Below are 26,969 nucleotides of genomic sequence, written 5' to 3' on the forward strand. Positions count from 1 at the left end.
AGCTCTTAAATAACTCAATATTTGTATGCTAGAATGTTGTGAACATTATCAAGCTAATTCTCAAGAGGATTGTTTATGGCATTTCTAACTTTAAGTGAAGTGCGTAGCAGAGCAAGGAGCAATAGATCATTTGGCTTAGAATCGAGAGATATTCTAGAAGAACAGTTCGACAGTTTCAAATCGTATAAAACATACGATATATTTTTATCGCATGCTTTTTTAGATGCTAAAGCAATCGATGGTTTGAAAGTTGTTTTAGAGGAAGCAGGATTTAGTGTATACGTAGATTGGCATGAAGACTCGCATCTTGAGAGAGGGAAAGTAACTAAAGAAACCGCATTAGTTATTAGAGAACGCATGAAGAGCTGTAGAACATTAATATTTGCTATGACTCAAAACTCTCATGAGTCTCGTTGGATGCTATGGGAGTTAGGATATTTCGATGGTTATAAAAATAAAGTTGCTATATTGCCACTTACTGAAAGACGAGATGATAATTTTAATGGACAAGAGTTTATATCTTTATATCCATTAGTAGAAATTTATGGTGATAGCTTTTATATTAACAATCCTTTTGAATCTATAGAGAATTGGATTAACGAGTAAGGAATATAGTTGATGAAGAATTACTGTTATCAGTTGATAATATTAGGAAAAGATTTTGATATACGAGAAGCTGTTATCAACAGTCTCAAGGATAAAGTTGAAGAAATCGGTATAGATTTCAATCATTTTAGAATAATTAATGATGAAAATTTTGACGAATACACTGATGCAAGCCCCTCTTTTTGTATCTACCTAGGACGAAACGAAGAAAATAAACAATTTGCTGATGTAGAGTTACTAAAGAAAATAGTTGTTGATGCTTCCTTAGTATTGCCTATTGTACAAGGTTCGCTAGAAGATTTTAATCAGTGTGTACCTAAAATTATATCCACATATAATGGATTAGCAGTTTCAGATCAAGACAAAGATGTAAAGGTTGAAAAAATTGCAAATAATATCCTAGAAGCTTTTTCTCTTCTAAGAAAAAATCGTCGTGTTTTTATTAGCTATAAACGTGATGAATCTACCAGTGTAGCCATTCAATTATATGAAGCTTTAGAAAGAAGTGGCTTTGATGTATTTCTTGATACTCATAGTATTAGACCGTCTGAACCTTTCCAAGACGAACTATGGCATCGTATGGCAGATAGTGACGTAGTTGTGCTATTGAATACTTCTAATTTTTTAGAGAGTATGTGGACAACTAAAGAGCTAGCTATGGCAAATAAGTTGCTGCTAGGAATGATCGTTGTTTCTTGGCCTGACCACTCTATTAAGGATCATAGAGATGCTGAAATATCATTTCCAATTCAGTTGAAAGCTAACGACTTTAATTATGAGGGTAAGCAATTAGATGATAATGTGGTTGATACAATTATTGAAAATGTAGAAAGTATAAGAGCCAGAACGTTAGCTGCCAGAAGAGATAACTTAATATCAAATTTTATGAAAATGGCTAAGTTTAGAGGTTATGCACCACAACTCGACAGTTATAAAATCATTTCTATGACTAAAAATAACGAAGAAATAGTTTTAGTACCAGCAGTTGGTATACCTAATTCTCTAAATTATGAAAGTTCATCGGTTTTTATCGAAGAAATTAGGAAAAAAAAGTACGAACATGTTTATATACTTTTTGATGAAACCTGTATTCGCGATTATTGGCTAAATCATCTGAAGTGGTTGGATAGTAGCCTTTCAGTAGAGACATTAAGTATTTTAAAGGTGCAAAAATGGCTAAATTAAAAAATATCTTTCTTTCAGCAAGTATACCTCTGAAAGAACGCAACCCTATTTACTATGATACGGCTGATGTAATTGCTATTCGAGATTGTGTTAGTAGTTTGGCTAAAGTTGTTTTACCTGAATGTCGTCTTGTTTGGGGTGGTCATCCTTCTATTACGCCTCTAATTAGCTCTATATTAGAGAGTGTAAATGTCAATATTAAAGAGCATGTACACCTTTATCAGTCAGATTATTTCAGACAAATGTTTCCTGTAGAGAATGAGGAGTTCTCTGAATCTCTTATTGTTACAGATAATATTGGAAGTCGTGATGAAAGCTTGGCTTTGATGCGCGAAAAGATGATTGTTAATAATGACTTTATTGCTGGTATTTTTGTAGGTGGCATGGAAGGGGTGGAAGATGAATTTGAACTATTTACTCAGTCTAATCCTGAAGCTATGGTGCTTCCAATGGCAAGCACTGGAGCTGCCGCGCTAGAGATTTATAAGGGTGACGACTTTGATGATTCTTTAAAAGATGACTACGCTTATATAGCTTTATTCTATAGACTGTTTAAGGGTTATTTGTAATGGCTAAAAAGATTTTTATATCATACAAACATAGTGATAGTAATGTCCAACCCTTGAGTAGTTCTACATATTATCGGCCAACTACAGCTCGTTCATATGTAGATATAATACAGGAGCATTTTGAAAACACTGGTGATCATATATATAAAGGTGAGGACAATAATGAAAGCCTTGCAAACTTTAAAAATGATGCTATAAGAAGTAAGCTATCCGACAAGATATATGATAGTTCTATTACTTTAGTTCTAATTTCTCCGAATATGAAAGAAAACTATAAATCAGAAAAAGATCAATGGATACCTTGGGAAATATCGTATTCTTTGAAAAGAAAAACACGTAATACTATTAGTAGTGCCCCTAATGCAATATTAGCTATTATTCTACCTGATAGATACGGGAGCTATGAGTATGCAAGGAATTCAAATTTTGGATTTGAAATTATCAATAGAAATAGAAATAATATAGAACATCGTTACCCAGTAAAAACGTTTAGAAGCGGTTGTTCCGAATCCTATATATTAATACCTACATGGGAGCAGTTTACAAGTAATTATAATGGCTGGATTGAAGCTGCTTTAGAAATAAGGCAGAACATAGATAAATATGCGATATTGAAGTCTGTTTGATTAAATTATTTTAAATTCTGAAAATCGCTCCAGCTCATGCTGTAGCGGTTTTTTAATGTTAGCAAATAGTCTATTATTTTCAAAGGAATAAAACTCTCATGTAAGGAACACCATGAACCATCTCACCGTCGGACAACGCGCGCCTCTAAGCAATCTTGCTATTGACGATACCGCACCAATTACGCTCAAGTTCACTCGCCAAAGTCTGATAGAGATGGACATTAGCTGCTTTGCCTTAGATGCAGCGGGTAAACTGATCAATGATGACTACATGGTGTTTTATAATCAGCCAACCTCACCTTGCGGACAAATCAAGCTCACCCATTACGAGTCGCAGCCAACGGCGAATAAAGGCATCCAAGCCGAGTTTGAGGTTAACTTATCCAAACTGGCTACCAATATAGACAGCTTGTTTTTTGTGTTATCAGCCTACACGCCGCTGAATCAAATTCAATCGTTAGAGATTGGCATTTGGCAGCAATCGCAAAAGGTACAGGCAGAGTATCAAGCCGCAGACTTTGCCCAGCAGCAAGCCAGTATGCTGTTGCAGCTATATCGTAAGAGTGGCATTTGGCGAGTATCTAACGTCGCGCAAGGCTTTAATGGCGGACTTGCCGCCATCGTGCAGCATTTTGGTGGTGATGTAGAAGAGGGTAAAAGCGACGCTTTATCTTCACAAGCTCCGCAACCTTCTAAAATAAATACTTCAAAAGTCCCTTTAGAAAAAGTCATGCTAGAGAAAGCACCAAAGCTAGTTAACCTTGCCAAAAAAGCCACTATCTCACTAGAAAAACGCCAATTGCAGCAATTAACCGCAAAAGTGGCACTGGTGTTAGATGCTTCAGGTTCAATGAACAGACAGTATAAACAAGGCCGCGTGCAAGAGGTGGTCAATCGCTTATTGCCATTGGCAGTGAGCTTCGATGATGACCAAGCGCTAGACTGCTGGGCGTTTGCTCGAGATCCGCAGTATTTGGGCGAGATTGGGCTTAGCAACTATGACGGTTTCATTGACAACGCTCATGGCGGCTGGCGCAAATGGGCACTTGGTCCGCGTGTGAATAATGAAGCAGAGGTCATGAAAGCCGTGACGGATTTTTATCAAAAGGATGGGTTGGATGTACCTGTATACGTACTATTTATCAGTGATGGTGGAGTGAGTGACAACCGTGGTATCACGAAAGTCATGACGGAAGCAGCAAAACTACCGATATTTTGGCAGTTTGTGGGCTTGGGTGGTCTTGGTTATGGCATTCTGAAAAAACTAGACGATATGACAGGGCGCGTGATTGATAATTGCAGCTTTTTTGAATTAGATGACTTGGATGATATTAGCGAAGAAGCTTTGTATGAAAACATGCTAGAAGAGTTTCCAAGCTGGCTCAAAGAAGCGCGCGAGATTGGATTGATAGCAAAGTAAGTAGACATTAGCAGCATCAATTTTTCTTACGTTGTTTGTGTTGCAGCGGATAGACCAACTGCGCCACAAAGCCCTCTGGTACTTTTGTATTCGCTGTCGTACCATATTTTTTGGGTAAATGGTCTGGTAGATGAGCGGTTTTAAATATCACATCATAAATGGGTAAAAAAGCGGCGAAGTTTTTGTCCCACGCTTCCTTTTCTGATGAATGATGCCAATGATGAAACTCTGGCGTTGCAAGCAACCAGCGAAAATACGGAAAACGGAAACGTACGTTGGCATGAATAAAAATGGCGTGAAAAGAGATAAATACCAAATAAGCATAAGTTGCCGCTGGAGAGAAGCCCATAAATAATAATGGAATATAACCGACAAAACGATTCACAATCAGCTCAAACACATGCACCCGACTTGCCGCCAGCCAGTCCATATGATGCGAAGAATGATGCACAGCATGTATGCGCCACAGTGACGGGACTTTGTGCATACTGCGATGGATCCAGTAACTAAAAAAATCCACCACGATCAAAATCTCTATAAATTGCAGCACTAAAGGCTGACTACTTACCATCTGGTGCCACGTGGGATTGAGCCATTGGTTAAACAAAATCTGCGCAGGAATGATGGTGAAAAAGCTCAGTAACTGGATACCTAAATGGCTAAACATAAAGTATTTAATATCTGTTACCCAGCCAGATCGCAACAGTTTTTGTTCTTTATATTTAGCATAAAACCGTTCCATTGGAATAAACACCAGCGCGGAAATTACCAGCGTTAAAATAAAATAGTCCAAGCCTGCATACATACTACGGTCATAGTAATTGGGCTCGATCTGTCCTGATGCGAGCAGCGCTGCAAAAGCATTGAGTAACATACCTGCCATTCCCCAGCGCTTAGACGGATTGCGTAGTAGGCTAATAACACCTGACACAAAGCCAATGACAACACTGGCAAACAACATACCTCGTAAAATATTGGCATTATATAAGGGTCTAAAATCTGGCGTGGTGAGCAGATTGGGGAACAAAAAACACAAAGCCGCAAGCGTAGCAAGTATGCCCAAAGACACCGCAACAAAGGCGGACACTTGTCCTGAGCCTTTTTTTATTTCACGGTCTTCAAAGTGCTTTCGGAGTAATTTGCTCATAGATTTAATTTGCTAATGCCATTTGAATCTAATTTAGCATTGTTTAGCACAAATGAATATGTTGATTACTCAACATTTTTAGACAAATACTGTGGATTTTCATAATTGAGGTAGATATAGTGGATTCACAACTCACCCTTAGCACATAAAACAAAAGCATCTAAAAACAAAAGCTGTTAAAAGGAAGTTCTTAGCTTGCCTAGGGCGAGAAAACCGTTACCGCTTTATTGTGCTAGCAAAAGTCCTGCTGATAAGCGTAATTTTATTCTTCTTAAAATCATACTGCTGGATAGCGATTTATGACTGATTTGACACCCCACTCTATAGGCAATCATGCAACCGTTCTGGCTTCTCTACCATTGAGCATTTTACTGGCATTAGCTATCAGTGGCTGCTCTTCGGAGTCATCTGTTGATGATAATAGGGACTCGGTAGATACAGAATCAAGCATACAAGCCGCGACCAATAATACAAGTAGTCACAAGCCAAACTCTGCTTTAAAGCAAATTACAGCGCTTCCCTTTACTAAAGAGACATCACAAAACGGTCAACAAAGGCCGTTATCAGCGTTTCCAGTAGAGACGAATAACAAACAGCTCCAAGAGCTGCTATCGCGTGATTATATGAAGCGGGCAGGATTTTATCAGCTCCCTGATAAAGAGGATATGCAAGTCTTTGTCATATTTCATGCTTATGAAAGTGAGTCTCTTGAGCTTGAAGATACCTCTGGCTTAACCATTGACCAACTTGAAGACCAAGATAGCTATCTTGTGACTATTAAAAAAACGCTTACGCCAAATGCCAATGACACGGTTCATATATTTGAGCTGGCTCAAAACGACTTTGTAATAGCAAAAGACTATCAACAGATCATTAATACCTATTATAGGTTTAACCGCCAACCCATTCATTATCAGTTAACTGATGATGGCTCAGTGCGAGCAGATCGAAGTATCACCAATGTCACTACACTGCCTTTTAGCAGTTATAATGTTGATGACGCCGTGCAGCTCGATACCAATCTGGTCACTAGCGAGTTTACAATGGACGATCAAGTACTTGCCAAGCAAGTGACTAATAAGCTTAAGCCTGTGCTGGGCGGCGCCTCTGACCAAGGGTTTTTTAAATTACCCAGCATTGGTGATATTGAAGTATTTTTGGCATACGGATTATTCGAGGATAGCGGCGCGGACTATATTACTGACGATAATCCTGATGGCATGTTTGTAGACCCTGAATATTACCTCATTACTGTTAAAGACGACGATATCGCCATTGCTCTTTTAGGTAGTACATTCACTATTGAAGAGGATTACCAAGAAATATCAGTAGTTGACAAGTATTTTCAAATCACGGTTACAGGAAAGATTATTCCTGTTAATGAACGTCTCAAACAAACCCCACCTAAGGCTAAGATCACCCAAGCAAGCTATAAGCAGTTTTTCCCCAGTCCTTTATTTACCAGTTTTCATTTCGATGTCAATAATGATGGTAAGCGCGACTTACTAGTGGCTAAAGATAAATCTACAGACAATGGTTATCAAGGTGATGAGTTGTATGTGTATTTAGCAAAAGGTAAATATTATGAGTTAGATTTGTCTTCGATTACCTTTGCTGATAATCCTTCTACCCTTTTTTCTTCGATCACTCCTAGAGAAAATAATAAGGGCTTTACTGTAAGTACGTACTGGGCAAATAGTGAAAAAGACTACATCAAAGACTATCTGTTTGAACAGGTTGGCGCTGAATGGTGGGTGACCCATGGCGTTCTAAAAAGTACAGTAGCTACGGGCGCGGCATATTATTGTCAAAGTAAAACGCAATATAATGCCACGACGGATTTTGCTCGATTTGATTTAGATAAAGAAGTCGACGATGACTACAAATTGAAAAGTTGTCCCATACCGCCTACCCGCTATAAGGTAATCAGTGATAAAGCAGAAATTCTAGATAAGGATTTTATGCCCAATAAACCAAAAAGCTATTTTATAAAAGGCGATATCATCCAACAACCCGACATTTTTTACGGACAAAATCAAGATTGGGTTAAAGTAAGCTATAAAGGTGGCTTAAAGTCAGGGTGGGTGCGTCAGCGTGATTTGATAGGTATGGAATAGAATATCTAATGGTTTAGATATTAAGACTGCTGATAAATAGGGCGTGTTTGATCTTTCACAAATAGGCACTGCTAATTGTTGCTAGCTTATCAAAGCGGATTCCAGACTAGGCGCAAATCGAAGATAACGCAGGTGTCTTAGATAGATTTGCAACATACAGCTTATATAAAGCTGGAGTGATGGAAGCGGTCACCCAGTTTTATAAAAACGATGGACTTAACATACCCGTTTATATTTTGTTTATTAGTGATGGCGGCGTACGCTACACTCGTGGCATTAGTAAGATTATGACTAAAGCCGCGAAGCTGCCGATATTTTGGCAGTTCGTGGGCTTAGGTGGTCGTGGTTATGGCATCCTAAAAAAACTAGATGATATGGAAGGGCGCGTGATTGATAATTGCGACTTTTTTGAATTAGATGATTTGGATGATATCAGCGAAGAAGCGTTGTATGAAAACATGCTAGAAGAGTTCCCAATATGGCTCAAGGAAGCCAAGCAACTTGGTATAGTCACGAAATAAACCAGTCAGACACTTGTCACTAAAACTAAAAGCCGCCCATAGTCTAGACTGTGAGCGGCTTTTTAGTGCCAAAAATTCAGTCAAAGATTGTCAACGCACTTACCCAACCACTAACCAAACATACCTATTGATAGCAAAAACCTCGTAAAAATAGTCTTGTACCATTTCGAGTGATATTGCATGCTTACCTAACTATATAGGTAGCTATTGTATAAATCAGTAGCTACTTACCCCAACTGATGCATCGTTGAATGACACTACTTATATGACCGATAATAAAAAAATATTTTACTATAGACCTAATACCAACCAATCAAGAAGCCCAACAGTGCGTTGGACGTTTGTCATACTGGGCTGGATATTTTTTATATTGGGTATTATAGGCGTGCTGTTACCCGTGATGCCAACTGCACCTTTTATACTACTGGCAGCAGGGTGCTGGGCACGCAGCTCACGGCGCTTTCATTTTTGGCTGATCAATCACAAATACTTTGGGAAGTTTGTCCGTGATTGGGAAAATAATCATGCCGTACCTCTGTATGCTAAGTGGTTAGCCACGATAATGATGACTATATCGACGGCAATGTTATTTTATCGCTTGCCAGCCGATACGATGTGGGTGGCATGGGCGGTAGCCACTGTTTGTAGTGGGGTTGCGGTGTATTTATTCCGCTTGCCAAATGCCTAAAATCGTTGTAATTTGAACCAAAAATGACTAATAAAAGAGCTTTGTTACACGAAATGTCAGATAAGACTTGCGATACTAGGATGTACCCCTTATAATACGCCCAAGCTTAAGAGCAGTTCTGCACCAAATCATTACCTCGTAGTATTAGTTATAATCCTTCGTTTTAATATTTATCGTTCAGTAGCTATTTGCAAGCGTTACCGGTCACTAGGCCATTAATAAATTAAAAAGTAGGATTATCAATATGTCAGATACTCAAAAAGGTACAGTTAAGTGGTTCAACGAAGCTAAAGGCTTTGGTTTTATCGCTCCAGAAACTGGCGCAGACGTTTTTGCTCATTACAGCGAAATCACTGGTTCAGGCTTCAAAACTTTAGCTGAAGGCCAAGAAGTTGAGTTCACTGTAACTCAAGGTCAAAAAGGCCCACAAGCCCATAACATCGTTGCTATCTAATCTGTCTTTATAGACACTTAGAGCAAGATGAAAAAAAAGCGAACCTTCGGGTTCGTTTTTTTTCGTCTGTAATTTAGTATTAGATAATATAGTCAGTGAAAAGTAATATCGAACCATCACGCACTGCTGATATCAATTTTTCTTGCTTGCTGTGCCTGTGCAAACAGAGGCTACAAAAAATTGATATCGACAGTATCGTAGCGTTTTTGGGGTATTTTGGCTATATATTAAAAAGGCCTCCGACTATAAAGAGTTGGAGGCCTTTTTTTAAAGAGTGTGGTGAATCTATCAGATAGAGCTAATACCAATATTAATCAGACCGCCACCAATGATTAACCAAGCAAACATAATAGCACCTAAGATTAGTGGCTTCACGCCAGCTTGCTTAATCGCGCTCAGATGAGTCGTCAAACCCAGTGCAAACATCGCCATCGTTAGCAAAACATCATCAAATTTGACCATACTCTGCTCAAAGCTGTCAGACATCGGTATCCATGTGTGCAGTATGACGATAAGAATAAAAATAAAGGCAAACCATGGCACGTTGACTTGTTTAACACGGTCTACAAATGATACTTTTTCGCCATGACTATCACTATCACCCTTAGTCAAAGCAAAGGACAAAATCAGTAGGAAAGGGGCTAGCATCATCACGCGTATCATTTTGGTCACGACGGCTGTATTACCAACTTCAGAATTGATCGCGTTACCTGCGACCACGACTTGCGCGACTTCGTGTATGGTCGAGCCAGTATAGATGCCATATTGTTGAGCATTTAACCAAGGCTGCAACCAACCAAGATGATATAGGAATGGATAGAGTAGCATCGCAATAGTGCCAAAGACGACGACGGTTGCCACAGCTATAGTGACTTTATGCGCTTCTGCTTTTACCACTGGCTCTGCGGCAATCACTGCGGCTGCTCCGCAAATACTCGCGCCTGAACCAATCAATATAGTCGTTTTTTTATCGACTTTTAGCCATCTCGTACCCAGCCAATAGGTCAATAAAAAAGTCGATGTCAGTACCAGTGCATCTGTCATAATCGCTGGCATACCCACGCTAGCAACTTGGGTCATGGTTAGCTTAAACCCATAAAAAATAATGGCTAAGCGCAAGATTTGACCTTTGGCAAAGCATACGCCAGCATTGAGCTGCTCAGCGAAATTAGGGTATACCGTATTGCCTAAGACCATACCGAGCAAAATTGCCAATGTTAAAGAGGACAGTCCGACGATGCGCCCGTTCGACCAAGTGTCTAGACCAGTATTGAGCCATAAACAAAATAAACTACCGACCAGCACCACGACCAATCCTGCTAAGTGGCGATTGTTTGGAAAGTAACTATTTACTGAGTGGGTAAAAGCGTGCATGACAGACCTATCCTATTATTGCTAATCGACATAAGCATAAACTTATGAATAGACAGTATAAGATAAGCTGATTTATAATAAAAACAGATTAATAAGATACAAGCTATCGATTTTTTAGGTTAATAGGATTGTATTAATCGTTTGATAGCAAGAATCTGGTATTAAAAAGCTATATTAAAGAGAACAATATCAAGAGATTGATATTAAAAAATTAGTCCTAAAAGACGGGCATAAGGTGTTATTAACTAATGAAAAAAGCGATGCAGACGCTACCGAAGATTACGCTAAAACAATTGGCGGTATTTGTGAGTATTTATCAGACAGGCAGCACCAGCCGTGCCAGTGAAGCGCTGCATTTATCACAGTCAGCCGTCAGTAGCGCGCTGACTGAGCTCGAATCCAGATTGCAAATGCCGTTGTTTGAGCGCGTTGGTCGTAGGCTCAATCAGCATCCCAATGCCCATCCTATTTATGTGCAAGCGCAAGCAATTTTGGGGCAGTCACTGACGCTTGAACATTATCACAAGCATCAAGCAGGACAGATTCATATTGGCGCGAGTACGACCATAGGCAATTATGTATTGCCACCGCTGTTGGCTGAGTTATATAAAGCCTTGCCAGATGCAAATGTGAACACTTATATCGCCAATACCCAAGAGGTAGTCGCGGAGGTCGAGCAGCTAAATATAGATATTGCGCTAGTAGAAGGGATGCCGCGACCTGCGGATACTAAGGTCATTGAGCAGCGTGCATGGCGAACAGACACCTTGATGGTCTTTGCCAAACGCGATAGTAAATGGCTGACAGATATGGCAGCATATAACGATGTGGATAATTGCTACGAGCTTAGTGTTGAACAACTGGCAAAGCTACCTTTGTTAGTACGAGAGGCAGGATCAGGTACTCGGCAAATTATCGATGAGCAATTATTACAGCATATGCCCGATGCCGAAGTTATCATGGCCATTCAGCAATCGGAAGCGATCAAGCATATGGTCAGTGCCGATATTGGGCTGGGTTGTCTATCACAGCACGTGATTGAGGCAGAATTGGCTAGCGGTAAGTTAGTACAAGTAAAAGTGGCAGGCATTGATTTGTCGCGAACTTGGTGGCTAGTATGGCATAAAGCCCGCCATCAAAGCCCAATTTGGCAAAGCTTTATTGATATTTTGACATCAGAATGATAGTTAGAGACAGATAATAAAAAACGTCCCATAGCCATGACTATAGGACGTTTTATAAAATGTTATGTTTAGTTTGTAATATAAGCGGCTCAAGTCAACTCATCAAAGCTAAGCCACCTTTACACTTAAGCATTGTTTATTGAAAGGTGAGCGCTTATTTATTAACTGGCTTATCCAGTCTCACGACTAAGCTATCGCAGGGTACATTTGGCAAAATATTATCTGCTGTTGCCCCACTGAGCCATGCGACGATACCATGGCGCTCATGACGACCGATAACCAGTAAATCAACATCATGCTTATGACAATAATTGACGATACCTTCGCTACTAGAGATGGCGGTAGTCACCTCGGCATTGACGGCGGTTAAGCCATTACGCTCTAAAAATTGTGCTAGCTTGGCTCGTGCTTCTTGGCAACGCTCATCGTCAATCTGGTCATATAAGCTAGAGGCGGGTACTAGCTCATAGCCAAAACCAACCATCGTGTCCTTGACAATGTGCAGTACAGACAGCTTAGAACCCGGGCGGTTATCGACGATTTGTTTGGCTTTTTGCGCTACTGTGTCGGCATCAGATAACAAATCGGTAACCAGTAAAATATGTTGGTAACTCATGAGGTGCTCCTCGTAGCAAGTAGTCTTAACTATAGCACTACTGATGACTGCTGTTAAGTAATGTCGGCATACTTTTAAACCGCTAAGGTATTGCCCGTCCTAGTTGTACTATAGTTGAATTCAAATAATTTCGATACAAGGAAACCGAGCGCAAGTTATACATTAGTATGCTTAGCGCGGATGACGATGTAGCGGATTTATATGGATTTGACTATATCAGCGTTGCTCTTTCTTAGGATAATGCCTTGACTTCTCTGTCTGCTAGCCCCATCTATTAGCGCTAGACCCATTTTTTCATTGCTATAGCTTACCCACCATAAAACCGATAAAATTTTAAGCATTAAATTTTAATGATGATTTTATCACGCACATTGTTACCATTCTATTTACCCTGAACTGCAGGGCATTATCTACATAATGAGCTAAGGACAACTATGACTGACACCGCATTTACCGCTGACCTAACATTGCACTCCGCATTTGAGTTGATTGAACATCGTCATATTGAGGCACTATCGATGGATGTGCTGATCAGTCAGCATGTCAAGACTGGTGCGATGCATTATCACTTAGCACATCCAAGTGATGAAAATGCATTTCTGGTAGGCTTTCGCACCCAGCCAATGGACTCAAAAGGCGAGGCGCACATTTTAGAGCATGTGGCTTTATGTGGTTCTGAAAAATTCCCTGTGCGTGATCCATTTTTCTCAATGATTAAGCGCTCGCTCAATACCTTTATGAATGCGATGACCGCTGCTGATTGGACGGCTTATCCGTACGCCACACAAAACAAAAACGATTACTTTAACTTGCTTGCCGTTTATCTTGATGCGTCATTTTTCCCGAATATTCATCCGCTTGATTTTGCTCAAGAAGGTATTCGTGTTGAGTTAGATGAAAATGACAAGCCGCAATTTAAGGGCATTGTTTTTAATGAAATGAAAGGCGCTATGAGCGGCGAGATTGATCAGCTGTATCATGCCGTTGCCCATCATCTCTTCCCAACGACGACGTACCATTATAATTCGGGCGGCGAGCCGGCTGATATTCCGGACTTGACCCATCATGAGCTGGTCGAATTTCATCAAAGCCATTATCACCCATCAAACAGCGTCATCATGAGCTTTGGTAATATTCCTGTCGCTGACACCCAAGCGAAGATTCATGAAGATGCCTTGATTCAGTTTGAGGCGGGCAAGAAGCATGTATCGCGTCCAGAAAAACGTCTGTCTGCACCCATTAGCGCCACCGACACTTATACCGCTGACGAAGCTGGCCCTGACCAAACCCATCATGTTGTAGCGTGGTTATTGCCATCGATTACCGACCCCAAGCAGCGCCTTGCTTTGCGTCTACTAGAAGGCGTGTTGATTGAGCATGCTGGCTCGCCACTCCGTGCTTATCTGGACAGCCATCCACTCGGCAAAGCACCAAGTCCGCTATTGGGGCTTGATGACAGCCATTATGAAATGGTCTTTTATACGGGTCTGCGCGGTTCAAACCCAGAGCATGCCGAAGCAGTCGAGCAGGGCATCATAGATTTGCTGACCGAAGTTGCAAGCTCACCAGTCGATGACGAAACGATTGAAACCATCCTGCATCAGATTGAGATAGATCAGCGTCATATCGGCGGTGACAGCATTCCTTATGGTTTGAATCTCATGCTAGAAGGCTTTAGTACCGCCATTCATGATGGCAATCCAATCGATGTGTGGGAAGTGGACGAGCATCTACAATGGCTGCGTGAGCAAGTAAAAGACGAGCAATGGTTGCCGAATTTAATTAAGACTCATCTACTGGATAACAATCACCGCGTGCGCGTGACCCTAACACCAGACAGCGAAAAAACGGCTCGTTTAGCGGCAGCTGAGCAAACGCGTCTCGACACTATCGCCATGGATTTGACCGCTGATGATAAAGCTATCTTGCACAAGCAAGCATTGGATTTGGCAGCGCGCCAAGCAGCACCAGATGATTTGAGTTTATTGCCAAAAGTTGGCTTGGATGACGTACCGACGGATATCAGCTTTAAGCAAGGCAAGCAAAAACAAGTAAATTTGAGCGGCCAAGACAGCACCTTATTTGAATATGAAGCAGGCACCAATGGCTTGTATTATTATCAAGTAATTGTGCCGTTGACCGATGCGATTGGTAATGCAGGTACAAGCGAGTTACCCGTCAATGAAGTCATTAATCATCCGCTACTGCCTATTTATTTAAGCTTACTGTCTGAGCTGGGTACCGACTCGCTAAGCGCTCATGAGATGCAAGCCAAGCAAGCGGCGCATTCGTCAGGTGTGACAGCGCGTATCAGCCAACGTACCAATATTGATGACAGTCAGTCTATCAGCAGTTATTTTGTGGTGGCAACGCGCGCACTAAACCGCAAGCCTGAGGCGATTGATTTACTCAAAGAAGTGATGGAGCACAGCGTCTTTACGGAGCATGATCGTATCAAAGAGATTCTGCAGCAGCGCCAAGCAGGTTGGCAGTCAAACCTTGCTGGTTCAGGGCATGCTTATGCGATGCAAACGGCCAGTCGTGGTATGAGTCGTCAAGCGCAGTTAGAATATGTGCGTAGTGGCCTGCCAGCATTGAATGCGTTAAAGGACTTTTTAACCCATGCCAGTAATGATGATGCACAGTGGGATAAATTAGCCACCAGCTTGATGGATTTACATCAACGTTTCATCAGCCTACCTAAGCATGCCGTCATCATCTGTGAAGCCGAGCAAACTGAACGCTTAAGCAATTTGATTGTCGATAGCTGGAAAGACAGCCAAGCGCCACGTATTGCCGCGCAGCTAAGCAGCTCTGATGCTAGTATTGAAGACAATATCCCAAGCGAATTTGCTGAGTTGCAACTTGATGCGGCACTAAATGGTGAGAAAGACGTTGTCAAATCGTTAGAAAGTGGTGTCGCGCTCGATGTTGAGGACTTGGCATGGTTAGTGCCGACCAACGTCTATCACAATGCCAGTGCTTATACGGTTCCAGCGGCTGATCATCCTGACACAGTAGCCTTGATGGTATTAGCGCCTTACTTGCGCAATGGCTATTTGCATAGCGCCATCCGTGAGCGCGGTGGTGCTTATGGTGGCGGTGCGGGCTACGATGCCAATGCTTGCGCCTTTAAGTTCTTTAGCTACCGTGATCCGCAGTGTGCTGAGACTTTTGCTCACTTTGATGCCAGTATCGAGTGGTTATTAAATGAGCCGCAAACTGACGAGCAATTGGAAGAAGCTATTTTGGGGATTATCTCCGGTATGGACAAACCAGGCTCTCCAGCAGGCGAAGCGATCAAAGCCTGTTTTTCTGACCTGCATCATCGCGGTGCTGACTGGCAGCGTAAAATGCGTGCGTCAATTTTAGCCGTGACTATTGATGATTTGCAGCGCGTTGCCAAGCAATATTTGCAAGGGCAAAAACATGTGCGTGCAGTCTTAGCGCCTTATGACAAAGAAGAAAAGGTAAAAGATCTTGGTTTTGAGGTTTGTAAAATAAAAAGCTAAGGTGGTCAGACTTACGATGAAGCACAAAAAAGCCAAGCATCAAGCTTGGCTTTTTTGTGCCTAAGCACTTAATCAATACCGTTTAATGCTTTGGTCTTTACCAATATAATCTTGATGCACAGGGAATTTATCATGGCTATCGAATTGCTTACGATCTTCAAAGTAACTGGTTAGCGTGCGACGTACCGCTTCAAAGGCGATGCTATCCCATGGAATGTCTTCTTCACTAAATAACGCACAGTCAAGACTCTCAGAGCCAATACCATAAGCGCCATCTTTTAGATCGTTCAAGTAAATCGCATAAATTTGCCCAATATCAGGGATATCATAGAGGCAGTATAGATGGGGGTTGGTCACCACCGCTTCAGCTTCTTCAAAGCTCTCACGCGCCGCGCCATCAGCGATGGTTTCGCCATTCTCCATAAAGCCTGCTGGTATGGTCCATAAGCCATATTGTGGCTCAATCGCTCGGCGGCATAGCAATACTCGGCCCTTGTGAACGACCAATGAGCCACAGATGACCTTTGGGTTTTCGTAGTGAATATAGCCACAATTTGGACAGACCAAACGCGGGATATTATCGGTAGCCGGTATTTTACGTTCAGCCTCGTGGCCACATTGTAGACAATAGCGCATATAAACTGCCTTGTTATTATGATAAGAAAGGATATGGGGTGTCATTGTGATAGCTTGGGTGTGCAGCGTTATACTTAGGGTGCAACAGTCATGCTGCCGTACGATCGTAAATAGCAGCCATTACCTTAAGATAGCACATATTTTCTTTGCACAGAATGATGATAACAGTAATGTATAGTCAGAGCACTTTTAAACCGCTACGGTGTTACCCGTCCTAGATGTACTGAGTGTACTATCTGCGGTCGATCGCCTTTTAGCGATTCTAAGATTTCTTGACTATATCATTTCACCGCAGAGACGCTATTTGTTGCTACAAAACAGAGGCTCTCAATTAATTCTTATGATACAAATAGGCAGTCACATAAATAGCATGCAGTAAACAGGCGATTGCGCTAATCTAGATTGAGACATTATTTTGGGTCTTTAGTTAGCACACGCTCTAGGGCATGTCCTCAATACTATGTTCCTTGTTTGACGGCAATTTACCTCATTTTTATCACCATTTTTAAGATGAGTACACACCCTAGCAATTATTAAATAATTTAATGATAAATTTATAGATTTGATGACGATAACTATCGTTTTATGACTATTGTTTTTATGAATATCTTATTGTGACAAGGCTTTATACTGATAAAAATACAAGGCAATTATAATGTTACTTCCCCCGCAGTCTGTAAGTTTTGATGAATTGTCAGTCGCTGTGCCAGACTTTATTCGTTATCCCACTATTAGAAAATTGGCAGAGCGAGTGCAGCATGAGACATTAAATGCTGTCACCAGTCCAGCAATGTACAACGCTGGTGGCACCTCTCGTCGTACTCGTATTTTAGACAGCCTATATCAGACGCCCATTGCCGATGCCTCAGTATTGGTTGCCATCACCCATGAACGCCATCCTAAGCTACTATTGACACGCCGCGCTGCCCACATGAATAGTCATGCTGGCGAGGTATCTTGTGCGGGCGGTAAGCATGAAGCTGGTGATGGTAACAATGTCGTTACCGCATTACGTGAGGCTTGCGAAGAGACGGCGCTACCACCCAATAAAGTCCAGCTACTCGGTCAATTGCCGATCCAAACGTCCAAAAGCGGTATGAGTGTGCGTCCGATTGTCGCGCTTATTGCGCCAGATTTAGTATTAGTACCTGAGCTTGGCGAAATCTCACGCATTTTTTGGGCAGATTTTGAAACCTTATTAACTCAGCCCACCGTAGAGTATGCGATAGAATATGCGATGCAAGATCAAATGGCGACCATCCTTACGCCCAGCTGGCAAGTGGATGGTGAAACAGTATGGGGTTTAACAGGACGAGTCATCGCTAGCTTATTAGAAACGGGGTTTGATCGGCAGCTTGAGTGGTATTACCGTATACAAGATACGCGCAATTAACACGCAGGGCAGTTGAGTTTTTCGCTTAAAATGTCTCGAAAAGAACCACTCACCAGTACATTTTTTGCGGATTTATTATAAAAATAGTAGTCATCATTACTTATAGTAGTCGTCATTTTTTTTGAGCCACCAATTCATATTGTCTTGCCGTTTGGCACGGAACGCTTCTAATTTATGCGCCACAGCTTGATTGTGCTGGCGCGCCGTGTCGAGAGCAAAAAGAATCGGTACTGACGATAAGACGCCAAAGCGGATTTTCGATTTTGGCAAATCCAAGCCATCACCGATATCGTCACCGACTAGCGTACGTGTCACACTGGCATTGACCATTTCAACGAAACGCCCACGGCGATTGTCTTCTCCCATCAGTTGACGCGGCAAATCATGCAAGGCTTTTGCTAATGGCTGACCCATCTTAAAATCAAGCTGTTGAATCGATAAATAAGTATATAACCACTCCCAGCAAGCCGCTTCATCTTTTGGCAAGCGCTCTAAATCAACGCCCATCCAGTAGCTGGCCAGATTCCATAAATGCAAAATCCCTTCTGCTTCCTCAGGGCTGATGCGTGCACCCAGTAGGCGTAGGCCGCGCATAATCAACAATGAAAACTGCAAATGCGTAGCAATCATATCGGTTTGATTAATAGGAAGACCCCAGTAATCCGTGTTCCAGCTGCCATCTGGATTATGATGCTGGTCGGCATTTGCTATGACACCTTTAGCAGCATTCCCTTTACCTTTGAGTAGGTTTTGCCGCACCAGTGTATGGATTTGCCGTACCTGAATGGACTGCCGCCACCCCTCAGAGCCAATCGCTAGCACTTGCTCGATGGGCTGGCGGTCGTTAGCCATATTTGCAGTTGATTGTGGATGCTCAGAGACCGCTAAAATGTAAGCATAAGTACGCATCAATCGCGGTAGCGCATCGTGCATCAAAGCACCGGTTTGAATCAAAGGCAAGGAAAGGGCAGGGATGCTATAGCCAGCCATCAGCGCGACGTTACGAAGTAGCCAAATAAGCATCAGCGGATAACGTCGATAGGCGACTGCGCCAATTTGCGCAAGCTTAGGATCAAACCAATCTGGATGGCTGCTAAATTGTTCAGTTAAGGCGCTAAACGAAGAGTGGGTTATGGGGTCATAGGTCGGAGTATCGTCAAGAATGATGTGCTGTAAGGGTTTAGAAAAACGAATACCGTCAGCCGCTAAATCATCTGCGAGTGGATCACCGATATCATAGCCCGCGACTATCTCGTTTAATAAGTCTTGCGAGATGGCAAAGTCTTTTGGTAATAAATAACGCTTAATGCGTTTTAGGACCTGTAAGTCGCTATGATCATCGACAGCAGTGGTACGGCCATGACGCTGATAAGAAGTTGCCGACTGACGATAGGTGTCTAAATCTAAACCATTGTGCTTTTTGTTCATATTTATCTCTACACCTATCATCTATCGCGTGCGTCTGTTGCTTACCGATTACCTTATTGCCTCATTGGCCCATCAATCGAATTAATGACGGGTTAGATCTACCGAGGTACTGTTAATGTCTTCTTTTAGCGTTGCTTTGAGCATCATGTAACCGGCGATACCAGAGACAATTGAACCCATGATAATACCCAAACGCTCATCGAATAAGGTCGTGTCGCCTGCGAATGCTAAGCCACCGATAAACAAACTCATGGTAAAACCAACCCCGCATAGTAAGGATGCACCGTAGATTTGCTTAAAGTTCATGCCTCGTGGCATGGTCGAGATGCCAAGTTTAAAGATTAACCAGCACATTATCATCACGCCCAGTTGCTTACCGATGAAAAGACCGGCGGCGATACCTAGCGGCACTGAGTGAAATAATTCAGCGAAGCCTGCACCTTTGAGCGAGATACCCGAGTTGGCAAACGCAAACAGCGGCAAAATACCAAAGGCAACGGTGTTGTGTAGATCGTGTTCTAGCTCTTCTACTGGCGAGTGCTCAGGATCAGTACGATCGAACATAGGAATAAATAGGGCTAACACCACCCCTGCCAATGTCGCATGAATACCAGATTTGAGTACCGCAATCCACATAATCACGCCGATGAGTAGATAAGGGGTGATGCTCGTCACATTGCGACGATTGAGTAAATATAAAAACGGCAGACACAAACCAGCGACAGCTAATGAGCCCAGTGACAAGTCGTTGGTATAAAATAAGGCGATGATTAAAATGGCACCAATATCATCAAAAATAGCAATAGACACCAAAAACACTTTTAATGAGTTTGGTACACGATTGCCAAGCAGGCTTAAGATACCCAAAGCAAAAGCGATGTCTGTCGCTGCAGGGATCGCCCAACCTTTCCAAAAATCAGGTTCATTATAGTTAAAGAGCAAATAGACAATAGCGGGCATAATCATGCCACCCAGTGCCGCTCCAGCAGGCAGGATAATCTGCTTAATGTTAGAGAGCTCACCAATCAAGACTTCACGCTTTAGCTCAAGTCCGACTAAGAAAAAGAAAATAGCCATCAGACCATCATTGATCCAATGACTGGCATCTTTGGCAATACCAAATTCGCCAATACGAATGGATACAGGGGCATGAATAAAAGCCTCATACCAAACGCTGAGGGGACTATTAGCAATGATCATTGCAGCAATGGCAGCCAATGCTAAAATGATACCGCCTGCTGCCTCAAATTCGAAAAATGCCTTAATTCTTTTTATTGCCATATCATCCTCATTTACTAAATACAATTTGCTAAATAATGCAATAACCTCAAGTATCTATACTGTTAAATTTGACAATGTCGCAGATAGACGTTAACAGTTTCTCATAATCTCATTCATATGCACAACAAAATCCGTCAAACTGAAACCATAAACCTATCTTACCCTATTAATAAGAGCGAAATGCCAGCGCTATGGCGAGAGGCAAAGCAGGAATAAATCATAAAATCTGTCATTGATAAAAATATTATTCTTAAATATTTCAATAACCTGTTAGACAAATCTAGCAGACTTCAGCTCGTTTTTGGCTTTTTTTAGTCTTTTATCTCTATAATGAGCGGCATTACGCAGTGTTCTGTCACAGCTTTGATACATATCAGCAGTACTATTGGCTAGCTACTAGCAAAGTTGGTAGCAACACTTATAGTGATCATTTATTCTCAGTTCTTAAAGCCAGCTCTTAGGGCTTCTTCATTTTTCATCATAAAGTTTACAGGTCGGTGTTATGGACTTATCATTCTCTCTAGAGATTATTTTAATGCTGACAGCCGTGGCAGCGCTGGCAGGTTTTATTGACGCTATCGCAGGTGGTGGTGGCTTATTGACCATACCAGCCATGCTACTGGCCAATATTCCCCCAGTGCTAACGCTGGGCACTAACAAGCTGCAAGCCGCTTCAGGTGCGCTAGCAGCGTCCATTACGATGATTAGAAAAGGGGTTGTCAAGCCACAACGTATCAAGGTGGCCATTATTGCTGCTTTTATCGGTTCAGTTATCGGTACGATCGCCGTACAGATGTCACCACCTGATTTGCTCGAAAAGCTGATTCCGTTTTTAATCGCAGCGATTGGTCTTTATACGCTATTTGCACCCAGACTTGGTGAAGTAGAAGCCGCACCGCGTATCTCAGAAGGCAAATGGCAAAAAGTCGTGGCACCTTTAATTGGTTTTTATGATGGTTATATCGGCCCAGGAACTGGCATGTTCTTTGCGCTTGGTAATGTGGCTTTGCGCGGTCGTCAGATCATTGAAGCGACAGGCGCGGCAAAGGTCTTGAACTTATCGACCAATATTGGCTCGCTAATTTTCTTTATTTTGGGCGGTAATGTATTGTGGAAAGTGGGGCTAGCAATGATGGTTGGGCAAACGATAGGTGCGTATTTTGGCTCGCACATGGTGGTTAAAGGCGGTAGTAAGCTGATTCGTCCGATGATTGTATTGGTGTGTTTTGCCATGTTAACTAAATACGTTTTTGGTTAAACAATAATAAATAATCTTATATGTCTCAAAAAAACCTCAGCCGATTTGGCTGAGGTTTTTTATTTTATGAACGTCTATTTATAGTCGATTCAATTTAAAAGTAGTACAAGGCAACCGAGTGTAGATGTATATGTGATACTTCAAGCGAGGTTAACGCTGTAATACTTTTATAGTGGAATGACTATAGCAGTGTTGATTAGCGACGACGATCTACATCATCATACTCACTACCCATGATGCCATCACTAAAGACTTCAGAGAATTCACGCTCGTTGTCTTCATCAATATGACCGTCAAATACGTCTTTCGCGCCAGCGTCAGGATCGTTATAAATAGCCAGATCCATTTTGCCTTCTGATTTTGCCACGATAGCAGTTACTGCCGCATCACCACCAACGTTGACAGCAGTACGTAACATATCGAGGATACGATCCACACCTAAGATTAAGCCAATACCTTCGATTGGTAAGCCAACTTGAGCAAATACCATAGAGAGCATGATCAGACCAACACCCGGTACACCAGCCGTACCGACAGAGGCCAAGACCGACATTAAGATAACCGTCAGATACTCGGTCACGCCCAAATCAATACCATAAATATTGGCAATGAAGATGGTTGCTGTACCTTGCATAATAGCCGTACCATCCATGTTTATGGTGGCACCAAAAGGAACGGTAAACGAAGCAACAGAGTTATTCACACCCATACGCTTGGTAACGGTACGCAAGGTAATAGGAATCGTCGCGTTTGAGCTTGACGTACTAAAAGCAAAGATTTGAACTTCGCGCATTTTTGCCAAAAAGGTCTTGATAGACAAGCCTGAAGCAAGCTTAAGTACAATCATCATGGTGATAAAGAAATGGAAGGCCAATGAACCGACCAATACCGCAACATAACCAAGTAATGACCAAATTAAGTCTAAACCAAGCTCAGCCATTGCCTTGGTCAATAGAGCAAAGACACCATATGGGGCAAGGTTCATAATGATAGTCACCATCTTTAAGATGACTTCATTAATTAACTCTAAGCTTTGTACCAAGCCTTTGGCAGGCTTACCAACCATCAGAATACTGACACCGATGAGAATGGCAAAGAAAATAATCGACAACATATCACCATTTGCCATCGCGCTGATGGGGTTGGATGGGATGATGTTTGAGAAAACATCAAGCAATGGCGGCGCTGATGCTGCTTCAAAAGTGGCGTCAGTGCCAATGTTCATGCCCTTGCCGATACCAAATAGCGAGCCAAGTCCAATCGCCGTCGCAATAGCAAGCGCGGTGGTGAACATATAAATCATAAAGGTTTTGGTACCAATACGACCAAGCAGACGAATATCACCAATACCGCACACACCGCAAATCAATGAGATAAGTACTAGCGGTACGACCAACATTTTGAGTGAGTTAACAAATAGCTTGCCAATAATAGCGAGGAAGCCATTTGTAATATACGTATTAACAAAGCCGCCTTCAGCGTTTAGTCCTGAATAGTTTATAAACAAACCCAGTATGATACCGAGCGCCATGGCAACCATGATCTTGCCCGTCAGTCCCATATTTTTCCACATAACCTCTATCCTTTTATATGCAACGCTCAGTAGTCAGTACGGCAATAAATCAATATATCTATGATTGTTGTCTCAACGCCTGATGGTGTTACGTCTATATGTTTTTGTGTGTTACTTAGTGTCAGTTTTTTGACAATATAAAATAATTGTTAAGGGTACTGCAAGATTTTTTTATCATTTAAATATCGTGACATTAGCGATTTTTTCCGTTTCACTTATTTTATTGTCATAATAAAGACCTTAAATGCGAGTAAAGTACATGTTAAATAGTAAATATAGACGGAAATTTTTTTGGCAAAAAAAGCGAGACCGCCTATTTTAGACGGTCTCGCTTTTTCTTATTTATCTGATTGATTTAAATAACTTTTTGACAGTAAGGGTTTCGTATGATTAAAAGATTAAAGCGATATCTATCATAAATAGACGCCTGTCAGTGATTGCCTGTACCTTTAAACCTTACACCTTTAGACCTTGTCGCTTTCATCGCGACGGAGGCCATCTTGCCATTTGCTGTCCTTGACTACCTCAGGTTGAGTATTGGTTGAAGTAGACTCTGAATCGTTAGATACTTCAAAGTCTGTTTTATTCAGACCATGATTATAGCTCATACGCTGGTTAAGGGTTGATTCGGCATCACGATAACGAGGGTCAAGTGCTTCTGCTTCTGGATCAGATGCCTCAAAATGCGTTTGCCCGCGTACCTCTTCGACGGTACTTTGCTCATCCACCATTTTTACATCGCCATCGCTCTCATAGCCATGATCAGGGTTGGCATCACCCGTTTGATCTTGAGGATCTGTGGCTACCATCGTGTTACTAGGCGCTGTGCCATTTTTTGCTTGGGCCTCATTTTTTAACTGCGCATAATCAGTCAGCTTGTGCACGGCGTTCTCTAGGGTATGTGGGTTTTCACGCTCTTGCGCTTTCAATAGATGTCCATCGAACACATCTGTTAATAATGAATCAAACCGTAGCCCATTATATTGAATCAGTTTTTCAGCTTCTTCTTCAGTGATATCACCATTTTGGCTGGCATAGACCACATGATCTTCGAAGGTTAAGCCTTCAAAGCTGTCCTTATGCTCTGCTTTTTTGAATTTCTGCCACAAGGGTTCAATGTCAAGTAAGGTTTGATACGCATGCTCCATGCGACCGCTGACATCATCAGGCAAGGTATTATAATAGACCATGGTCTTGAGATAATCACGGAATGGGTTGGCTTTATGGTCATCCATAAAGACATCGCCCAGTTTGGTTTTCAACTCATCGCTCGCTGGAGTAAAGATACCACCACTTGGGAAAGTCACGAAGCTCACGACACCCGCCGCCATACGATTTGGGAAGTTGGCAAAGAAAGAAACAAAGGCTTCTTGAATGGTATAGAGGCTGTTTTGTAGCGCGACCTCGGCATGTAAGCGTTCAGCTTCTGATTTGCTGCCATGCTCATAAAACTGCAAAATAGCGGTCGCAATGAACAAGTGACCATGAATATCTGCCAAACGACCAGAGAGCATCTCTTTGCGCTTCAAGTCACCAGCTAACAATCCTAAAGCCATGTCAGCTGTCAAGGCAAAGCTAGCACTTAGACGGTTGATATGTTTGTAATAAGGGCGGGTAAAGTCATCGGCAAAGCTTGGCGCATCGCTACTGCCACCGATATAACCAGCGATAAAGGCTTTTGCCCCGCGGTTAAAGGTATAACCCAAATGTTTGAAGAATAACGTATCGAACTCTTTGGTCGCAGATTCTTTGTCTTCACTTTGCAAGAGTTGTAATTCGTCAAATAAATACGGATGACAACGCATCGCCCCTTGACCAAAAATCATCAAAGAACGCGTTAAGATGTTGGCACCTTCAACAGTGATAGAAACGGGAATCGCTTGGTATGGCGTCGCCAAAAAGTTACGAGGCCCCATTTGTACAGCGCGTCCGCCCACGACGTCCATACCATCGTTGACAACGCTACGCATAGTTTCTGTCGCATAGTATTTTGCCATTGCCGTCATAACCGATGGCGTGCCACCTTGGTTGAGTCCGCAAGTGACCAAATGACGGAACGCTTCTAACATATAAGTATTACTTGCCATACGACTGGTTGCGTCTTGTACACCTTCAAATTTACCTACTGATATCTTGAACTGCTCACGAACTTTGGCAAACGCACCAACCGACAGATACGTCATCTCACTTGCTGAAGTAGATAATGCTGGTAGAGAGATACCGCGACCCACACCCAGACACTCCATCAGCATGCGCCAACCGCGCCCAGCGTTTTCAACACCACCGATGATATAATCTAGCGGGATAAAGACGTCTGTGCCATCGACCGTACCATTCATAAATGGCGAGCCGATTGGGTTATGACGCGGCCCTGTGATGACCCCTTCGTGGCTAGCAGGAACCAACGCACACGTAATGCCGTAATCGGTTTTGTTAGGGTCACCGAGTAGACCTTCGGGATCGTGCATTTTAAATGCCAACCCAACCACAGTAGCGATAGGGGCAAGGGTAATCCAGCGCTTAGAAAAGTTCATACGCAGACCAAGCATTTGCTCGCCTTCGTGAGTCCCGTAACACACCACACCTGTATCAGGAATAGCGCCAGCATCAGAACCGGCTTCAGGACCAGTTAGACCAAAGCATGGCACTTCTTCGCCTTTTGCTAAACCGGGTAGCCAGCGTTGCTTTTGCGCGTCCGTCCCATAATGCATGAGCAGCTCACCAGGGCCGAGTGAGTTTGGCACCATACAGGTCACGGCTGCGGTGGGTGAGCGCGAGGCAATTTTACTCATTACCCGACTTTGGGCATACGAGCTAAACTCAAGACCACCAAATTCTTTAGGAATAATCAGGCCCAAAAAGCCATTACTCTTGATAAATTGCCACGCTTCAGGCGACAGGTCTTTATCTTCGTGCTGAATTTTCCATTCATCAAGCATGGCACACAGAACTTCTACTTCATTGTCTATAAAGCTTTGCTCTTCTTCTGACAGTTTTGGATATGGGTAATTGGCAAAAGTGTCCCAGTTCGGCGAACCCATGAATAGCTCTTTTTCCCACCAGCTCGTACCCGCATCGAGAGCTTCACGCTCAGTATCACTCATGCTTGGCATTGCGCCAGCGAGTATCTTATAGACAGGCTTGGTAATCAGTGACTGACGGATAGGCGCGACAAGCAGCACCAAACACAATAGCAATATCGGTATGCCCAAAATAAGTGACCATGGACTGATGATGGCGGTCACGACCACGGTAATAATGGCGACGATACTACCAGTGACGCGCGATAGAGACAGCAAAAAGATGGCCAAAACTGTGGCTAACTGTATGATTACTGCCAAAATAAATAAGCCAACTGCCATGACTGTCTCCTTGGTAAAA

General features: G+C 42.4%; 21 protein-coding genes. 13 read left to right on the forward strand and 8 right to left on the reverse strand.

Annotated elements, in window-relative coordinates; all coding sequences use genetic code 11:
* The first annotated feature begins 75 nt into the window (after positions 1-75).
* The 5 genes from AAEY72_RS03490 to AAEY72_RS03510 all read left to right on the forward strand — a co-directional run bounded on the left by AAEY72_RS03490 (position 76) and on the right by AAEY72_RS03510 (position 4,406).
* Positions 76-606 carry a TIR domain-containing protein gene (locus AAEY72_RS03490; protein WP_352309459.1) on the forward strand — a complete coding sequence of 177 codons (531 nt, stop codon included), beginning with the start codon at positions 76-78 and terminating at the stop codon, positions 604-606.
* 12 nt (positions 607-618) lie between these two features.
* Complete coding sequence (gene thcB4 / locus AAEY72_RS03495) at positions 619-1,791, forward strand: Thoeris type III anti-phage system protein ThcB4 (protein ID WP_352309609.1); 1,173 nt, start codon at positions 619-621, stop codon at positions 1,789-1,791.
* On the forward strand, positions 1,779-2,360 hold the full coding sequence (gene thcA / locus AAEY72_RS03500; protein ID WP_352309460.1) for a Thoeris type III anti-phage system protein ThcA: 582 nt from the start codon (positions 1,779-1,781) through the stop codon (positions 2,358-2,360). The genes thcB4 and thcA overlap by 13 nt, the downstream gene beginning before the upstream one ends.
* Positions 2,360-2,986: a TIR domain-containing protein gene (locus tag AAEY72_RS03505; protein ID WP_352309461.1), complete on the forward strand. Its 627-nt coding sequence runs from the start codon at positions 2,360-2,362 to the stop codon at positions 2,984-2,986. The genes thcA and AAEY72_RS03505 overlap by 1 nt, the downstream gene beginning before the upstream one ends.
* Positions 2,987-3,098: 112 nt before the next feature.
* Positions 3,099-4,406: a VWA domain-containing protein gene (locus AAEY72_RS03510; protein WP_352309462.1), complete on the forward strand. Its 1,308-nt coding sequence runs from the start codon at positions 3,099-3,101 to the stop codon at positions 4,404-4,406.
* Between the two features lie 16 nt (positions 4,407-4,422).
* Here AAEY72_RS03510 and AAEY72_RS03515 read toward each other — a convergent pair whose 3' ends face one another.
* Positions 4,423-5,553 carry a sterol desaturase family protein gene (locus AAEY72_RS03515; RefSeq protein WP_352309464.1) on the reverse strand — a complete coding sequence of 377 codons (1,131 nt, stop codon included), beginning with the start codon at positions 5,551-5,553 and terminating at the stop codon, positions 4,423-4,425.
* 299 nt (positions 5,554-5,852) lie between these two features.
* On the opposite strand from AAEY72_RS03515, the gene AAEY72_RS03520 reads away from it, so the two are divergent.
* The 4 genes from AAEY72_RS03520 (at position 5,853) to AAEY72_RS03535 (ending at position 9,333) form a co-directional block, all read left to right on the forward strand.
* A complete protein-coding gene (locus AAEY72_RS03520) occupies positions 5,853-7,670 on the forward strand; it encodes a hypothetical protein (RefSeq protein ID WP_352309465.1) in 1,818 nt (605 codons plus the stop codon).
* A gap of 179 nt (positions 7,671-7,849) precedes the next feature.
* Positions 7,850-8,191 (forward strand): VWA domain-containing protein, encoded by a 342-nt coding sequence (locus AAEY72_RS03525; RefSeq protein WP_352309466.1) that lies wholly within the window; start codon positions 7,850-7,852, stop codon positions 8,189-8,191.
* A gap of 265 nt (positions 8,192-8,456) precedes the next feature.
* Complete coding sequence (locus AAEY72_RS03530; protein WP_352309467.1) at positions 8,457-8,879, forward strand: YbaN family protein; 423 nt, start codon at positions 8,457-8,459, stop codon at positions 8,877-8,879.
* Positions 8,880-9,123: 244 nt separating this feature from the next.
* Entirely contained in the window at positions 9,124-9,333 is a 210-nt protein-coding gene (locus tag AAEY72_RS03535) for a cold-shock protein (protein ID WP_010201661.1), read from the forward strand.
* 288 nt (positions 9,334-9,621) lie between these two features.
* On the opposite strand, the gene AAEY72_RS03540 is transcribed toward AAEY72_RS03535, so the two are convergent.
* Positions 9,622-10,707, reverse strand: a complete 1,086-nt coding sequence (locus AAEY72_RS03540) for a YeiH family protein (protein WP_352309468.1) — start codon at positions 10,705-10,707, stop codon at positions 9,622-9,624.
* 248 nt (positions 10,708-10,955) lie between these two features.
* On the opposite strand from AAEY72_RS03540, the gene AAEY72_RS03545 reads away from it, so the two are divergent.
* The gene (locus tag AAEY72_RS03545) at positions 10,956-11,891 is read left to right on the forward strand and encodes a LysR substrate-binding domain-containing protein (protein ID WP_352309469.1); all 936 of its coding nucleotides are present in this window, start codon (positions 10,956-10,958) and stop codon (positions 11,889-11,891) included.
* 154 nt (positions 11,892-12,045) lie between these two features.
* Here the strand turns inward: AAEY72_RS03545 and AAEY72_RS03550 are convergent, their stop codons facing one another.
* The gene (locus tag AAEY72_RS03550; protein WP_010201658.1) at positions 12,046-12,507 is read right to left on the reverse strand and encodes a universal stress protein; all 462 of its coding nucleotides are present in this window, start codon (positions 12,505-12,507) and stop codon (positions 12,046-12,048) included.
* A 434-nt stretch (positions 12,508-12,941) separates the two neighbouring features.
* Here AAEY72_RS03550 and AAEY72_RS03555 point away from each other — a divergent pair, with 434 nt between their 5' ends.
* On the forward strand, positions 12,942-16,019 hold the full coding sequence (locus tag AAEY72_RS03555) for an insulinase family protein (protein WP_352309470.1): 3,078 nt from the start codon (positions 12,942-12,944) through the stop codon (positions 16,017-16,019).
* A gap of 72 nt (positions 16,020-16,091) precedes the next feature.
* On the opposite strand, the gene AAEY72_RS03560 is transcribed toward AAEY72_RS03555, so the two are convergent.
* The gene (locus tag AAEY72_RS03560; protein WP_010201656.1) at positions 16,092-16,655 is read right to left on the reverse strand and encodes an NUDIX hydrolase; all 564 of its coding nucleotides are present in this window, start codon (positions 16,653-16,655) and stop codon (positions 16,092-16,094) included.
* Between the two features lie 655 nt (positions 16,656-17,310).
* Between AAEY72_RS03560 and AAEY72_RS03565 the strand changes: the two genes are divergently transcribed.
* Positions 17,311-18,048 (forward strand): NUDIX hydrolase, encoded by a 738-nt coding sequence (locus AAEY72_RS03565; RefSeq protein WP_189585659.1) that lies wholly within the window; start codon positions 17,311-17,313, stop codon positions 18,046-18,048.
* Between the two features lie 96 nt (positions 18,049-18,144).
* Here AAEY72_RS03565 and AAEY72_RS03570 read toward each other — a convergent pair whose 3' ends face one another.
* Both AAEY72_RS03570 and nhaA read right to left on the reverse strand, forming a co-directional pair.
* Positions 18,145-19,476, reverse strand: a complete 1,332-nt coding sequence (locus AAEY72_RS03570) for an oxygenase MpaB family protein (protein WP_352309471.1) — start codon at positions 19,474-19,476, stop codon at positions 18,145-18,147.
* Between the two features lie 81 nt (positions 19,477-19,557).
* Positions 19,558-20,757: a Na+/H+ antiporter NhaA gene (nhaA, locus tag AAEY72_RS03575; RefSeq protein WP_210540486.1), complete on the reverse strand. Its 1,200-nt coding sequence runs from the start codon at positions 20,755-20,757 to the stop codon at positions 19,558-19,560.
* A gap of 502 nt (positions 20,758-21,259) precedes the next feature.
* On the opposite strand from nhaA, the gene AAEY72_RS03580 reads away from it, so the two are divergent.
* Positions 21,260-22,015 (forward strand): TSUP family transporter, encoded by a 756-nt coding sequence (locus tag AAEY72_RS03580; RefSeq protein ID WP_189585651.1) that lies wholly within the window; start codon positions 21,260-21,262, stop codon positions 22,013-22,015.
* Between the two features lie 196 nt (positions 22,016-22,211).
* Here AAEY72_RS03580 and AAEY72_RS03585 read toward each other — a convergent pair whose 3' ends face one another.
* Together AAEY72_RS03585 and AAEY72_RS03590 are read right to left on the reverse strand one after the other, a co-directional pair.
* Positions 22,212-23,588, reverse strand: a complete 1,377-nt coding sequence (locus AAEY72_RS03585; RefSeq protein WP_201591973.1) for a dicarboxylate/amino acid:cation symporter — start codon at positions 23,586-23,588, stop codon at positions 22,212-22,214.
* A 464-nt stretch (positions 23,589-24,052) separates the two neighbouring features.
* Positions 24,053-26,950: an acyl-CoA dehydrogenase gene (locus tag AAEY72_RS03590; protein ID WP_352309472.1), complete on the reverse strand. Its 2,898-nt coding sequence runs from the start codon at positions 26,948-26,950 to the stop codon at positions 24,053-24,055.
* Positions 26,951-26,969: the final 19 nt, after the last annotated feature.

Origin of the sequence: Psychrobacter sp. W2-37-MNA-CIBAN-0211, assembly GCF_040309405.1 — a bacterium.
GTDB lineage: Bacteria > Pseudomonadota > Gammaproteobacteria > Pseudomonadales > Moraxellaceae > Psychrobacter > Psychrobacter glaciei.